Consider the following 15,176-nt stretch of genomic DNA (forward strand, 5'->3'; position numbering starts at 1 on the left):
TTAAGCCGATCGGCCGTGATTTATTCTTGTGCCGGGCTATCTTAATTTATCGTTCATTACGTCGAGTAAATACTCCTTAGGGTCCGAGTCATATTCCCAGAACATTACACCGCCCATGCGATGCTTCAGCACGTATTTACATTTGTTTTTTACCGACCATTCATCATCGTACGTCATAAACTGCAGGGTAGAGGCATTAAACAGGTAAGGGGCTTTTGCCGCTTTGTCGCGGTAAGCGGTAAATCCTTTTTTATTAACCAGGCTGTCTTTTATGAACGTGTATCCTTTCCCGAAAGAATGAGACAGCATCGCATCGCCGATCCCTTTTTGAGCGCCTTCTTTCAGCTTGGAAGTTTTGCCGTAGAACGCCACGCCCATCACCAGTTTGCCGGCCGGTACGCCCGCTGCGATATAAGACCGGATGGCCTTATCCGCATCATTGCTTGATTTATAAAGCTTTGAAGCATACAGGTTTGTGTGGTGTCCGGCAATCGAGCTGTAGTAATAGTCGTAGGTCATCAGGTTGATATAATCCAGGTATTGTTGTGCTTTTCCCATCTCCGAGTGATCGAGGAACGATTCAAAGCCTCCCACCGCGGTGGTAAGCAGTTTATGTTTACCGGTTTCTTTCTCCAGTACATCCAGTTCTTTGCGCAAGGCTTCGAACATCAGGGTGAAATTTTGTTTATCCTCCGGCCGGTGAATGTTTCCTTGCTCGCCCTGCATATCGGGATATTCCCAATCGATATCTACCCCGTCTAGCTGGTATTTGCGGATAATACCGGCTGCGCTCGCCGCGAAGGCCTGCCGGGAAGTATCGGTGAGTACGGCGTCTGAGAAGTTCTCGCTCCACGACCAGCCGCCGATGGAGATCAGGATCTTAAGGTCCGGGTTCTTTTTCTTCAACAGTACCAGGTTGCGGAAATTGGTACTGTCGGTACGGAGATTGGTAAGCACCGCCCGGTTGTTCTGCACGTTTACGAACGCGTAGTTGATGTGCGTTAATTTTTCGGCATTAATGCGGTCGGCTTTTACCAGGCCTTTGTAGCCGCCGATGTACCCGATGATCACCGGTTTCGGCTTGTCGGCCACCTTCATAGAAAGCACCGAAATGATCAGCGCTACGAAACAAGTAGTAAGTATAGTTCTCATATTTTTAACCGGATCCTTCCTTTTTCCATAAATCTTACCAGGAGAATAACGAAGAGTGAAACCCCGACAGAACGGATCGCCCCGCCAAATCCTGTATTGAGGGCATCGGGATAATTAAAATGGGTCAATTCAAAAATAAAGTACAGGAGATATGGAACGAGGTAACAGGTGAGGGTGCTCGTTCCTGCGGGGCGAATGATCTTAAACCAGTCCTGTTTTCCTTTCCTGTCGACCAGGAAAATGAGGAGCTCGAAAACGAGTATGGTAATGCCGGCACAGATCAATACCCAGGCCGGTGTAGATTGAATTTTGGAGAGCCCGCCTGCAAACGGGCGGACCAGGAAGCCGCAAATGATGGCTAACGTTCCGGCTATGCCGAAAATGATCCACAATAAATGATCTTTTCCCTTCCCGGATAGCCTTGAGTACGTGCCGGTGATCACGATTCCCCCCATCACAAGCGCTACCGAGGATCCGTCGTCTATCAGCGGAATATTGAACCAATAGAACCCGGCATGGTTAGAAATATTAATGCCAAGGAATGCGAACAAAAGCACCAGCAGCACCCAGAAATTCTCTTTTACCAGGAAGAACAGGGAGGCGCAAACGAGGTATGCCCAGCCGATGATACCGAGAATGCCCCACCAGGAAGGCTCCATGCCATGCGGGTTCGCATCGTCGCCGCCTTTATATAGGCAGGCCATCAGGACCAGGATAGCCACGCCAATGCCTATCGGTACGTACCGTTTTAGTTTCGGCCAGGATTCAGGATAATCCAGCCAGATCAGGAAGAAGGCGATGGTGATCAGCAATCCCCAAACAGGGTAAGGCAGTACGGCCGCCGAACTGTAGCTCTCCAGGTTCACATGGAAAAAACCCATCACGATGAGCGCCAGCGAACGGGTAAAAATGTAGATGGCTACCTGCAGGAACGAGTCGCCCTTGTTTACCCGTGCGCGGATCGCCAGCGGAATGGAAAGTCCCACGATAAAAAGAAAGGCCGGGAAGATAAGATCCGCAAACCCCATGCGGTCCTCATTGCCTTCGGCATGTTCCATCCAGGCGGGGATATTGGCCACCCCGCTCAGATCGTTCACAAAGATCATCAGGAACATAGTGATCGCGCGGAGCACGTCGAGGGAAAGAAGTCGTTTGGGGAGTTGGCGCATTTTTAGCTGATGTCTTGATTGTACCTGATATGCTGTATTATCTATTATCTATTATCTATTGTCTATTATCTGATTGCTAATAACTAATAACCATTAACCTATTTGTACCCCCAATCAAGCTGTTACTCGTTAGCTATCAGCCACAGCTATCTCTCTTCCGCCATTGCGGCTACTGCCTGTAAAAACCATGCAGCATGCGGGATCCATTGTTCCGTCCAGCGCCATTCGTTGCCGTTCGCGCTGATTTTAAAATCGATACCGCTGCCGTCGGCGTTGCCGTCTTTGCCTGTTATGCCGTTGGATATGCCTCCTTTTCCCGACCCATGTCCGTAATTGGACGACATATACGGCACGTTATTTTTCCCGAACTGGTAAAGGAAACACATCGAGTAGGGGTTACGGCCGAGGATCCACGATAACTGGTTTGCCGCGAATTCCGCCAGTTCGGGTTTTACCCCCCATCCGCCTTTGGCGGGATACACCAGCCGGCCGCCTATGATAGCCGCCGCCGCGAGGGAGCCAAGTCGTGCATTTTCACCCTGCCACCACCAGCCGGTCTCGTTTTCGTGGGGGATAAAAAAGCCGTTTTGGATATTACCCTTGTAGCGGAACGTTTGCCGGGCGTAGCCGAAGGGATTGTTGGTTTCGGAGGTCACGCGGAGGTTATAATCGAGCGCTGCTTTAATGGTCGCCAGTGCCGGGGCGGTATATGCCGGGTCGGTCTCTTTGGTTAAATAGCGCGAAAGTGCGACCACCGGCAGCCCGGCGTCAGAAGCATGCCAAAATGGGCGGTTGCCATCATCGGCGATAAAGTATCCCTGGGGACTTAATCTTTTTTCGAGGTTCGCCGCACGTTTACGGGCCTCCGTCCGGTAACGCGGATCATTGGTAGCGATCCATAGTTCGGTAGCGCCAAGGAGCGCGCAATAATCATCGATAATATTTTCTTTCCCGTCATCCGTGTAGCGGGTGTTATTAATCAGCAGGTGATCGAACGCCTTTTTTGCGGCTTCGAGATACGCTGCGGAGGTAAAATCTCCGTCTTTTCCAAGCATTGAGATCCGGGCAAGGGCGGCAATCGCCAGTCCCCCGCCTTCGCGGAAAGCGCTCTGGTATTCGTTGGTAGTTATGCTGTTGGCCTTTAAGCCGACCACGCGGCGTGCAGAAGGATCTTTTTTAAAGTAACTGAAAATGATCATGCGGAAGTATCCGCTGTCTGACAGGGCGCGCATCATATAGTCGGCTCCCCAGATCGCCTCTTGCCGGAGCGAGTCCTTTACGGCGCCCGGAAGCAATCGCGGCAGGGCATCGTTGGCGCTCAGCATCGACCAAACAACGAGGGGTGTTTGTTGCGGCGACATAAAATTAGCGTACGCCAGGTGAGAAAAGTACTTACTCACATCGCCCGATGCGTCGCACCAGCCGCCGCGCATGTCGGCTGTTTCATTGCTGCCGTATAGCAATACTTTCGCATCCGCGGAAAGTTCTGCCGGCGTATCGGCACGCTGATGGGTGTAATAGGAAATAATGGCCGGGACGGTACGCACCGCGAGTGCATGAGCGGATATTTCAAAAGGTTCGGAACGGTATTCCTTGCCGCCTGAAGTGGTGCTGACCACGTATTTGCCGGTTTTCGTAAATGCGGAAAAGTTAGCGCGGTAATAATACTTGCCAGGCGCCCAATCGCCGATGGTGGTTGCCTGCTCGCAGGGCGCGGTAAGTACGGTTTTATTTCCGGTAAGGCTTATTAACGAGAACGTAGGTTTGGACGGCGCCGGCGAATCCAGGCGGATCACCGCCATTTTTGGTCCTGCGGCATCCAGTGCCACCTGGTTAACATAAATGGCGGGTTGCGCAGCACTAACCGCCGGCAGCAAAAGAAATAGGCCGGGAAGAATAACGGATCTAAACTTTTTCATTCGTGATCGCTGGATCTAATAGTTCAAAAATGAGACTAATCTTATGTTTTCTACCATTTGTGCGCCCTACAACAACCCTACTAAAACCATTTATATGCGTAAAAAATGGGGTTAGGAACTTAAAGGTCAAAAAAAACCGCCTCATGGATTCCATGAGGCGGTTCATTCTATCGATTAAGGTTTAAGATATTTCATTTTAACCGAATTGATCTTCAGGTACTGGTTGGTAGTGCTGGTACCGATCAGCGTAGCTACAAAACCAAAAGTTACGGTTTGTTGGGAGGTGAGCGTAAAGTTGATCGTTTGCGTGGCGATCGTAGTGAAGCTCAGGTAAGCGGCATCGCCAGTGGCGGTCAGCGTCGACTTAGGGGTGGTCAAACTGGCCGAGCCGATATTCGGCAGATCTGTACCTATCACTGCTACAAAGTAACAGGCGCCCGGCGAAGCGACGGCCATATTTCCAACCACTGTTTCCATGGTATAGGATCCGGCAGGTAAGGTAGCTGTCTGGTAGATCTTACCATTGGTAATGGTTAAACCGGTGGTGGTGTTTTTACCGGCCTCCATCGACATCGTACCTGCAAGCGGCGTGCCTCTTTCTACCCAGGTACCATAGCCTGCGTTGGTTGGCGCTACACCCCAGTTATTCGCGGCTGCGTTGGATGTCCAGTCAGCGAGCTTACGCCATCTTACGGCTGTTCCCGCAGTGGTTACACTTACGCCGGCGTCGCTGGTAGGCGCCATTGGGATGGACGCATTTTTGATGTACGTAGCGGTAACGTTGGTTTTTGCGCTCACTTCCCTGAAATCGGTATAAAAAGTATCGATCGAAGCCGTATCAGGCAGGTAAGCAGTGCGGTAGCGGAAGGTGCTGCCATATTTGTAGTTAGGCAGCAAAGTCTGCTCGGCGGCAGGAAGCACCTTCACGGTACCGGTTGCGTTCGAGGTAAGCGTGTAAGTTAACCGGGTGAATTGTGCGCCACCGGTTTTATCAAGACCGCCCCAGTTGATGGTGGTGGTCCCGTTGTCGGCCAGCTCTACGTCGGCGGTCGGTTTGTTAATCAGCGATGCTGCGTAACGGTCGCCGTATACATTCGCGGTAGCGCGAACTACGATCGAAGCATTCTTTAACTTGTCGTAAGTGATCACTTCGAAGTTATACGTTCCTTCCTGCAGGTTTGGGATCAGCTGTTTAAGTGTATCGGTTTTAGTGGTTCTTACCACGGGTACTACCAGCGAATCTTTACGGCTGTTCCAATAGATCTTGCAGGTAGTAACTTTAGGATCTGAAATGAACAGGCCTTTTACCAATACCCGGTTACGACCCGGCAGGATTTTAAGGGAGTCGACCCTCCCGGTATAAGATATTTCGCCGTCCTTAACATATTTTTTAAAATCATCCATTTTGGTACAGGATGTGATTCCCGCCATCAGGATTACAAGCAGGAATACGAGGACTTTATTGTTAGCAATTAATTTCATGATTTCGGATTTAATGATTGACTACTTAGGGTTACCGTATACCTGTACTTCTGTGATCATCAGGAATTGGGTGCCCATCCAGTTGTTGATGCATTTGATCCTCAGGTACCTGAGTTTCGGCACGTCTATGCGGAACTTCCAGCTGAAGCCGGCAGCGGCGATGTCGCGGTCTTCCTGTGTAAGCTCGCCATAAGTGGCAATGCCAGAAGGCTTTACCGACGTATAAGTGCCCAGTTTGTACCAGCTGTCATAAGAGCCGTCGGGATTCGGGTTGGCAGATCCCCAGATCTCGAAGTTCTTCATGTTGCCACGATAGAACCAGGTTTTTAAGCCGTTGATCGTTTCGGGGTAATCCCAGATCACGATGCGGCTCAGCTGCGCTAGCTGACCCACGTCGAAGGTGATAGAATGCGGGCCCGCGTCGGTAATGGTTGGCGGCGTGTATGCGCAGCTTGGAAAAACCACGGTTTCACCATCCCACATAGTGGAGATCCCGGTAGGAGAGGTGCCTGCGTTCGAATACGTTGCACGCTGGTCGCCTGGCCAGATCACCGGGTTCATGGTTTTGTAAAGCGTTTTGGAGAGCTTCATTTCGAATAACGGCTTCACGGTTGTGAAAACGGTATCGGTGGTGTTCAGGAAACGGTCGCGCACCACCACTGCAATGGTGATTGGAACAGTATCCAGTCCGCGGATATCGCGGCTGATCGTTTCCGCAGAGGTATAAATGCCGTCAAACTGCACATAACCTTTGTAGCCATCCTTTTTCATAGGGATGATGGCGATGTTTGATTTGGTCGGGTTTACCGCAGAAATGTTGATGCCGGCGAAATCGGCGATTACTTTAATAGAGCGTTTTACCCCCTGGATAGCATTCTCGAGCGGTTTAACCTTCACGATCACAGGTACGGAGGCTACCTCGCTCTTATTTACGGCGTAGATCTTTACTTCGTGCTCGTTGGTATCTCCGAACCCGTCGACCACCAGCGTATTGGTGTAGAAGGAGGCTTTCACTTCCCTTTCGGCGCCGGTTACCAGGGTGTATACCGCTTTTACGTAAGAGACGTCCTGGTCGGCAGGCAATTTATAGGTTAATGTCGCCTGGCCCGATTGATTAAGCACGGTTACCGAGGTCACCGGTGCCGGCGGCGTATCGTTTGACGACAGCGGACCCAATATTTCCTTATTGCATCCCATGAATACGATGACAGGCACCGCTAATGTTAATATGAATTTTAATGCTTTCATGTTCTTTGGTTTATAAACTACCATCCGGGGTTTTGAACTAAGTTCGTGTTAACGGTGAAGTTGCTTGTCGCGATCGGCCACAGGTAATCTCTCGGCGCCACAAATGTTTGTGCGAAAATGAGCCTTGGCTGGTAATAACCGGCTGCGGTCGACTGGCTGATAGACCATCCCGTGATGGGCGCATTCATCGCCGTTACCGCGTCTTTCCACCTGCGAAGGTCCCAGAAACGGCTGCCTTCAAAGGCAAGTTCGATGCTTCTCTCCTGTTTAATGATAGCCCTTAATCCGTCTTTGGTAGTGTACTTGGCCGGATTATTCGAGAAATTGGCCCACGATTCTTTTACGCCCAGAAGACTTGCACGTGTCCTGATCTTGTCGAGGTAAACGAAGATATCGGCTTCGTCCGGACCTTTGGCCTCATTAAGCGCCTCCGCGTATAACAGGTAAAGGTCTGCCAGCCTGATCTCGGGCCATTCGTAAGTTCTCACGGTATTGGCGCTGGCCGAGTTGGTGAGGTTCCATTCAACCAGCTTTTTAATAAAGTAACCGGTTTCATTGTAGTACCCTTCGGCGCCTGAATTGCCTGGCTGTGTGTATTTAGCCTGCATGTAGAAAGTACTTTCGTCTGTACCGCTGATGCCAGGGTTATTGGCGATCATGTACCATACGCCGCCGTCGAAACCAAGATCGGCGTAAAAACGCGGCTCACGGTCGTAGTTGATGCGCGCGGTCTGGTAACCGTTGGAGACGTAAAAGCGTTCCTCCCTGACTGCGGTACGCAGCTGGTTCTTGTTCGAAAAATCGAGCGTTTTGTCTTCGTTGATCGGCACGCCGTTCTTCGAGTAGAACATGTCTGTGATCTTTAACGGAACGGATAGCTGTGAGTTAGAGTTGTTTACGTTAAACGCAGTAGTTAAGCAACCCATCGCTACGCGCTGCAGGTTGTTGGCGTTGCTGCCTGAAAGCCCCCAAACTTTTTCCGCATTCCACCTTTCGGTGATGGCGTTACGAATGCTCATCTGGCGATCGGTCGTGTCTGATAAGTTTGAAGCAGGTACAAACGTGTAGAGCTTATGACCAGACAGCTCGCTTGCATCGATGGCCGCTTTGGCCGCATCGGCCGCTTTTTGCCACTTCGATACCTGGAAGGTGGTGTTGATAAGCTGCGTGCCGTCTTTATCTTTAAAGTTGGCGTAATCCGGGTTACCGTTAAATAAAGGGCTTGCGGCAAGCACCAGCAGTTTGGCTTTTATAGCCATTGCGATCGGCCTGGTGATCCGGCCCATCTCGGTCGCTCTTTCGCCGATCAACGGCGGAAGATCCGGTGTGGCTTCATCCAGCAGCTTTGCGATATAGTCTACGCAAGTGTCGAAAGGCATTCTTTTTACCTTCATGTCCTCGGTATCGGCAAAGATATCCAGGTTGGTATCAATGATCGGGATTGGGCCATAAGCTCTCAGCAGCTGGAAGTTGTAAAAGGCTTTCAGGAACTTCACCTCTGCGATCCAACGGGTGCGCAGGTCTGCGGGCAGGTCGAGCACCTTGTTCTTGTCACTGATGTTTTCCAGGAAAATGTTGCACTGCCTGATCGCCTGGAAGCGGCCGTTCCAGATATTTACGATCGGGCTGCCGGCATTCTGGCTTCCGCGGGCAATATCCCACGACATGTTGAAGTTCTCCAGTATACCACGTCTTGAAGGCGGGATCCAGATCTCGTCGGCGCCCAGGAAAGCTACGTTACTTACCGGGTCGGCATCGTTAGGAAGGTATGAGTAGCAGGTGAACAGGTATTTTTCCGCTTCGGTCCGGCTGGTAAAAGCATTGTCGATGGTCGGAATATTGTCTGGCACGATGTCCAGGTAATTCTTACACGAAGTAGTTACCGAAAGTAAGGCGACGGTAAGGGCTACTAACGTTTTTGTTATCTTTTTCATTGTCTTAATCATCAATTAGTTAGAGTCCTACGTTTACGCCAAAGTTGTACACCCGCTGCAGCGGGTAGTCGAGCCCGTTGCCACGGACTTCGGGGTCCCATAGCTTGAATTTGGTAACCACGAACAGGTTCCTTGCACTTACGTACAGGCGAATGTTTTTCATATGCAGCTTGTCTCTCCACTGCTGTTTGGGAGTGAAACCGACCTCCACCTGCTGAAGTCTCAGGAATGAGCCTTCGCGCATCCACCAGCTAGACCGTACCGCGTTATTTGGGGTATTGATGCTATTCAGGCGCGGCCAGAAAGCGTAGGCGTTGCGGTTGTCTTCAGACCAGTGGTCTTCCGCGATTGCTTGCAGCAGGCCGTTCTGGTAGCCACCGATCTGTACGAACGGCGCGATACCGCTTTCGCTGAGGCTGCTGCCGTTAAATGCGCCCGAGTTTACGAAGAACGCAAAACGTGCGTTTCCATTCACCTGTGCGCTCAAATCGAAGCTTTTGTGGCTGGCGGAGAATCCGAAGCCGTAGGTGATCTCCGGGGTGCTGGGCAGACCCATGAAAACACGGTCGTTTGTGTTGATCACGCCGTCGTTGTTTACGTCGCGGTATTTGATATCGCCGCCTCTTACACGTACGCCGCCGGCAATGGCCGCCTGGCTGGGGGAGTTGTCTACCTCTATGTCATCGGTAAAGAGGCGTTCCGCGATGTAACCCATCGATTCGCCGGCCGAGTGGCCTACCCGGTAAAGGTGTGCAAGACTGGCGGGGTACGACGGCTCATCGTAAGTAACGATCTTATTGGTGGCGTAAGTAAATGTTCCGCGGATCTGTACCCAGGATTTATTGCCGAGGGATTTGCTGTAATCCGCCTGCATATCAATCCCTTTATTATCCTGTACGCCTACGTTCGCTACTGCGGCTGCCAGGAGACCCATGGTGCTTGGCACCGCGCTGCGGTCCTGCAGGATGTTGGAAGTTCTCTTTTTATAAGCATCGATCGTTACGTTAAGTGCATTGTATAGAGAAAAGTCGACACCCAGGTTCAATTGTTTCGATTCTTCCCAGGTAATGCGGTCATTGGCGTAACGTAATACCTGGATCCCGGGACGGCTATAAAGCAGCGAAGGATCTTCACCAAAAGAGTAGCTTGGGCCACCGGTCAGGTTTACGTTAGAGAGGTAGAAGAAGCGGTCGGTATCAGCGCCTATCGCGTCATTACCGTTCAGCCCGTAAGTCGCTCTCAGTTTCATTTTGCTGACAACGTTTGACATTGGCTCCCAGAAGTTTTCATTGGAGACTACGTAAGCCACGCCGATCGACGGGAAGAACCCGAAGCGGTGATTTTTAGCAAAACGCTCCGTACCGTTGTAACCGAAGTTGAACTCCGTCATGTAACGCTCGTCGTACCCGTAAGTGAAACGGCCGGAGATCCCCTGGTTCCTTTTCGGTAATGAAGCTTGTAAGCTTCCGGCGTTCCCATTCAGCGAGTTACGGAGGGTTGCGATGAGCATTCCCGAAATGGCGTGTTTCCCGGCGAATGTGCGGCCGTAGTTCATGGCGGTTTCGGTGTAAAGCGCAGAAGAAAGCTCTTTATCGCCTTCGGCGTAGTTCAGGTACTCGCTTCCGGTAGTACCGATAGAGCCCGCACCACCGGGGTTGAGTGCATTCAGCACAATGTCTGTTCCATCGGTGGAACCTGCGCTGTAATAGAAAGGAAAATAAGAACGGTTAATGTCGAACTCCGAATTCCTGCGTACATAGCCCATGAAACGGAATTTCAGGCCTTTGGTCAGCCCGTCTAAATCCTGGGTCAGCTCGATCTGTGGCTGTAAGTTCGATTTGTTCTGTTGGCGGTAACCCTGTACGAGGAACGCATATGGGTTGTTATATAAACCGCCGCCTACAGACGAGCCGGGTACGGTTTCTTTAACGGCATTGCCAAACAGCGGGTGTTTGATGTTTGGCGCGTAAGATGCCGGGTACCTCATCGGGAACATTACCGGGTTAGCGAAGATCGCTGCCTGGAAGATCTCTTTTCCGCCTCCGAGCGGTCCGTTGTAGTCGTCGAACTGGCCATATACCCTGATGTCTGCGCGGGTCGATTTGGTTAGCTGGAGTGTTACGTTCGAACGGATCGAGTAGTTAAGCAGCTTTACGTTGTTGTTAAAGTTGTTCAGCTGATCCACTTTATAGATCCCGTTATCTACGTTGAAGGTACCGCCGACATAGTATTTTGCTTTGTCGGCACCACCGGTTACGCTCATATTGTACCGTTGGTTAAGAGTTTTGTCCTTAATGATCTGGTCGATCCAATTATTGCTTGGGTACAGGTAAGGATTTGCCGTACCGGATGCGGTGCGGTTGATCTTTGTCTGTGAGTAGGGGATCGGGTTCAGCGGGTTACGGGTAAGCGCAGCCTCGTTTGCCAGGTTCATATAGGTAATATTATCGGCAAATTTGAAGTTCTGCGTATTTTCCGACAGGGTGTTTTCAAAACGGAAAGTGAATTTCGTTTTACCGGCTTCACCTTCCTTGGTTTTGATCAGCACGATGCCGTTCGCTCCGCGTGCGCCATATACAGCCGCGGCGGTAGCGTCTTTCAGGAGGGAGAAACTGGCGATGTCATCCGCCTGGAGCCTGGCGAGATCGGTCTGTGTCGATTCGATACCGTCAATCAGGATGAGCGGACTTACCTGGCCTGTACCGAACGAGCCGATGCCACGCACAAAGAAGGATGCATTGTCCGATCCCGGTTCTCCGCTCGACTGGAAGCCGATCACGCCGGATAACCGGCCTGCGAGCATTTGAGTCAGGTTACTTGTGGGGCCCTTCAATTCCTTTGGGCTGATGGTGGTCACAGACCCTACCATGGTGGTTTTTTTCTGTGTACCGAACCCTACAACGGCCACTTCTTCGAGGGCGTTCTGGTCAGGGCTCATAGTTACGTTCAGCGTGTATTCGCCGGCTGAATTGGCCCTTACATTGTTGAGCGGGAATTCCTGGGTTTTCATCCCCACGAAGGTGAAGGTTAACACGGCGGTCCGCGGGGCGGTAATGGTATAAGTACCGTTCACGGAGGTTGATCCGCCGGTGGCCGCACCTTTTACTTTTACGCTCACCCCAGGCAACACGCCGGTACTGTCGCGTACAGTTCCGCTTACCTTAAGATTCTGTGCCATAGCAGTGTATGACATGAACAGCAAAACGAAGAACGAGGCTCTCGCGGCGCTCTTCAGCAAAAAGCTCAGGTGCTTTCTCATGACATTCCGGTTAAAAGTTCCCGGTTCCCGGTGCTGGCCGGATGCCGTAAGTTGAAGACGAAACATGCAGGTAATGTTACTCTCATAATTACATTCATTTTGTGGTTAAGTATTGATTAGAAAAATAGAAATTGGTTAATGGTGTGCTGTTAACGACCGCAGAAGTCGTTAACAGGAACCAAATGTATAGAGGTACTTCAGAAAATGTTTTTTTGGTAGCCCTACAAAAACCCTACGCAACATAGGAATTTGTCCCTACGGGGACGTGTAGGAGCGGGAGGCGGCGAAACTTATCCCAGGTAACTTTGCAGCTGGCCGTTCATCCGGTGGTGGCGGAGGCGCACCAGCGCTTTGTCTTTTAGTTGCCTTACGCGTTCGCGGGTAAGCCCGAACCGTTGTGCGATCTCTTCCAGCGACAAAGGATGAATTTCGTCGATGCCGAAGAACAACATCAGGATTTCCTTTTCACGGAGGGTAAGGATGGTAAGCGACCGACGGATCACTTCGGTTAACGATTCATTCATGAGGTTGTTGTCGGTACCCGGATCCTGGTTTTGCATAACATCCAGGAGGGAGTTCTCTTCCCCCGGGGAAAAAGGTGCATCTACGGAGACATGTCTCCCCGATTTACTGAGTAGGTCGGCAACTTTGCCCGCGGTACTTTCAGTTGCATCGGCGAGTTCCTCAATGGAAGGTTCGCGGTTATGCGTTTGTTCTAGCTTGGAAAAAGCCTTACTGAGCCTTCCAAGGGCGCCTACCTGGTTTAGCGGCAGGCGCACCATCCGCGATTGCTCGGCTACGGCCTGGAGGATCGATTGGCGGATCCACCATACCGCGTAAGAGATGAACTTAAACCCCTTGGTTTCATCGAACCGTTGTGCTGCTTTGATCAGCCCGAGATTACCCTCGCTGATTAAGTCGCCGAGCGTTATACCCTGGTTCTGGTATTGTTTGGAAACGGAAACAACGAAGCGCAGGTTGGCCTTGGTGAGTTTTTCGAGCGCTGCGTGGTCGCCGTTACGGATCTTTCTTGCAAGTTCCGCTTCCTCTTCCGCGGTGATCAGGTCGACCTTACCTATGTCCTGCAGGTATTTATCCAGCGACTGGCTGTCGCGGTTGGTGATGGATTGGGAAATTTTAAGTTGTCTCATCGGTAATCTGTTAATGATGATCAACTTCAGGGATCATACCTGTAAAAGAGTGTGCGGCAAATTGTTCTTCCGGGGAATAGGGTAGACTCGGTAAATGTGCATCCGGCAGATCGCTAAAGATACGTGTTAATTAATTAAGCCAAAGGAGTTTATTTGAGGTTTGAGCAAAGCGCAGGATCCGTAGGATTTACCCGGGTATTTCAAGGCATTGGAAGCGACGAGGATCCGCATGCCGGGAGTTACGGGTTAACTACATTCACCGGTTTACCATTAAGAAAGGCGGCCAGGTTCTTTACGGATTGGTCCATCAGCCTCGCCCGCGCTTCCTTGGTAGCCCAGGCGATGTGTGGTGTGATGATACAATTTTTTGCATTAAATAACGGGTTGTCTGCTGAAGGCGGTTCCGTCGAGAGCACGTCGATACCCGCACCGGCGATTTGGTGGCTGTTTAACGCTTCGGCAAGGTCTTCATCCACCACGATGGGGCCGCGGGAAGTGTTCAGCAGGAAAGCGGCCGGTTTCATCAGCCCGAGATTTGCGCGGTTGATCAATCCCTTCGTTTCCGGTGAAAGCGGACAATGGATGCTTACCACATCGGCCGAAGCCAGCAGTTCCGGGATCTCCGCCCAGCGGAAATCAGGATGCGAGGAACCGTTTTTCCTGCTCCGGCTGTTGCCGATCACTTTCATCCCGAACGCCAGCGCTACGTCGCCAACTTTCCGCCCGATATCGCCATACCCGATAATACCCATCGTTTTACCCGCCAGTTCCGTGAGCGGGAAATCCCAAAAGGAAAAATCGGGCGAAGCCGTCCATTTGCCAGACATCACACTGTCGCTATGCCGCTGCACATGGTGACAAAGCTCGAGCAGCAGCGCAAACGTAAGCTGCACCACGGAATAGCTGCTATAACCCGGAACGTTAGATACGACGATGTTTTTCTTTTTGGCCGCTTCCGTATCCACGACATTATAGCCCGTAGCAAGCACCCCGATGAACCGCAAACCCGGTAGCTGGTCGATCACTTCGCCGCTGATGGGAGTTTTATTCGTAAAAACCACTGCCGCACCGGCACAGCGCGCGGCAACCTCCGCTGCCGGCGTGCGGTCGTAATGCGTTACATTACCAAGTGCATGCAGGCCTTGCCAACTGAGGTCGCCGGGATTGAGGGCGTAACCGTCGAGAATAACGATGTTCATGTGCGGATTTTCTTTCGAAGTTAGGCAGTATTTACCATACCTCCCGTACACAGGGTTACTTTTGATCGTAGGGCATGCAATTCTCCCGATACCAGGGCGTGTATTTGCAGCCGGTAGCATATTCGGGCAGCTTTTTGAAAATGTTGTCGCTGTTGGCCATGATCAGGACGCCGCTTTGGCTATCGGGGAACAGGATCATGTAATGCCGGAAACCATCTCCGTGGTCTCTTTAAGGCGCCCCACCCGTAGGGGGTAAGCAGCCCCCCGATCATGGTATGTTCCAGGAGGCCTTTCTACGGATAATTTTCCCCGGGAAATCTATTTACCTAGTTACCAGCGTTATTAAACATTTTCTTGACTTTTTTTTGGCAATGTACATATAACTGCTACCTTTGCAACCCAATTCGGGGTGTAGCGTAGCCCGGTATCGCGCCACATTTGGGATGTGGAGGTCGTAGGTTCGAATCCTGCCACCCCGACTTGAAGAGGTTCACCGGAACCCAAAAAAGGGTTGTTCTGAAAAGAGCGACCCTTTTTCTTTTAGTGTCAATTAGTTATGGCCCAGGGGTTGATTGATGCCGGTGCTGATAGCTGACAGCCAAATCTACTCTCCAGAAATTCAGCTTGATCCGCAGCACCATTATTCTCGGAGTTAGCACCATT

The 15,176-nt window shown here is 51.2% G+C and carries 10 protein-coding genes and 1 tRNA gene; 1 reads left to right on the forward strand and 10 read right to left on the reverse strand.

The genetic code is table 11. The features are described from left to right. Positions 1 to 36: 36 nt before the first annotated feature. The 10 genes from GS398_RS14160 to GS398_RS14205 form a co-directional block, all read right to left on the reverse strand. A complete protein-coding gene (locus GS398_RS14160) occupies positions 37 to 1,152 on the reverse strand; it encodes a glycoside hydrolase family 18 protein (protein ID WP_160907450.1) in 1,116 nt (371 codons plus the stop codon). Further along, positions 1,149 to 2,321: a DUF5009 domain-containing protein gene (locus GS398_RS14165; RefSeq protein ID WP_160907451.1), complete on the reverse strand. Its 1,173-nt coding sequence runs from the start codon at positions 2,319 to 2,321 to the stop codon at positions 1,149 to 1,151. Before GS398_RS14165 ends, GS398_RS14160 begins: the two co-directional genes overlap by 4 nt. 146 nt (positions 2,322 to 2,467) lie before the next feature. Further along, complete coding sequence (locus tag GS398_RS14170; protein WP_160907452.1) at positions 2,468 to 4,240, reverse strand: glycoside hydrolase family 9 protein; 1,773 nt, start codon at positions 4,238 to 4,240, stop codon at positions 2,468 to 2,470. Between the two features lie 174 nt (positions 4,241 to 4,414). Further along, the gene (locus GS398_RS14175; protein ID WP_160907453.1) at positions 4,415 to 5,722 is read right to left on the reverse strand and encodes a DUF4998 domain-containing protein; all 1,308 of its coding nucleotides are present in this window, start codon (positions 5,720 to 5,722) and stop codon (positions 4,415 to 4,417) included. 21 nt (positions 5,723 to 5,743) lie between these two features. Continuing rightward, positions 5,744 to 6,970, reverse strand: coding sequence for a DUF5000 domain-containing lipoprotein (locus GS398_RS14180; RefSeq protein WP_160907454.1), 1,227 nt, complete (start codon positions 6,968 to 6,970; stop codon positions 5,744 to 5,746). Positions 6,971 to 6,987: 17 nt separating this feature from the next. Beyond that, a complete protein-coding gene (locus tag GS398_RS14185) occupies positions 6,988 to 8,904 on the reverse strand; it encodes a RagB/SusD family nutrient uptake outer membrane protein (RefSeq protein WP_160907455.1) in 1,917 nt (638 codons plus the stop codon). Positions 8,905 to 8,923: 19 nt separating this feature from the next. After that, positions 8,924 to 12,163 carry a SusC/RagA family TonB-linked outer membrane protein gene (locus GS398_RS14190; RefSeq protein WP_202406071.1) on the reverse strand — a complete coding sequence of 1,080 codons (3,240 nt, stop codon included), beginning with the start codon at positions 12,161 to 12,163 and terminating at the stop codon, positions 8,924 to 8,926. 290 nt (positions 12,164 to 12,453) lie between these two features. Further along, positions 12,454 to 13,314 (reverse strand): sigma-70 family RNA polymerase sigma factor, encoded by an 861-nt coding sequence (locus GS398_RS14195; RefSeq protein WP_160907456.1) that lies wholly within the window; start codon positions 13,312 to 13,314, stop codon positions 12,454 to 12,456. Positions 13,315 to 13,553: 239 nt separating this feature from the next. Continuing rightward, the gene (locus tag GS398_RS14200) at positions 13,554 to 14,513 is read right to left on the reverse strand and encodes a D-2-hydroxyacid dehydrogenase (RefSeq protein ID WP_160907457.1); all 960 of its coding nucleotides are present in this window, start codon (positions 14,511 to 14,513) and stop codon (positions 13,554 to 13,556) included. Between the two features lie 55 nt (positions 14,514 to 14,568). Continuing rightward, positions 14,569 to 14,712, reverse strand: coding sequence for a hypothetical protein (locus GS398_RS14205; protein ID WP_160907458.1), 144 nt, complete (start codon positions 14,710 to 14,712; stop codon positions 14,569 to 14,571). A gap of 206 nt (positions 14,713 to 14,918) precedes the next feature. Between GS398_RS14205 and GS398_RS14210 the strand changes: the two genes are divergently transcribed. Next, positions 14,919 to 14,992: transfer RNA gene (locus GS398_RS14210), tRNA-Pro, on the forward strand. Positions 14,993 to 15,176 lie beyond the last annotated feature (184 nt).

Origin of the sequence: Hufsiella ginkgonis (assembly GCF_009834915.1) — a bacterium.
GTDB lineage: Bacteria > Bacteroidota > Bacteroidia > Sphingobacteriales > Sphingobacteriaceae > Hufsiella > Hufsiella ginkgonis.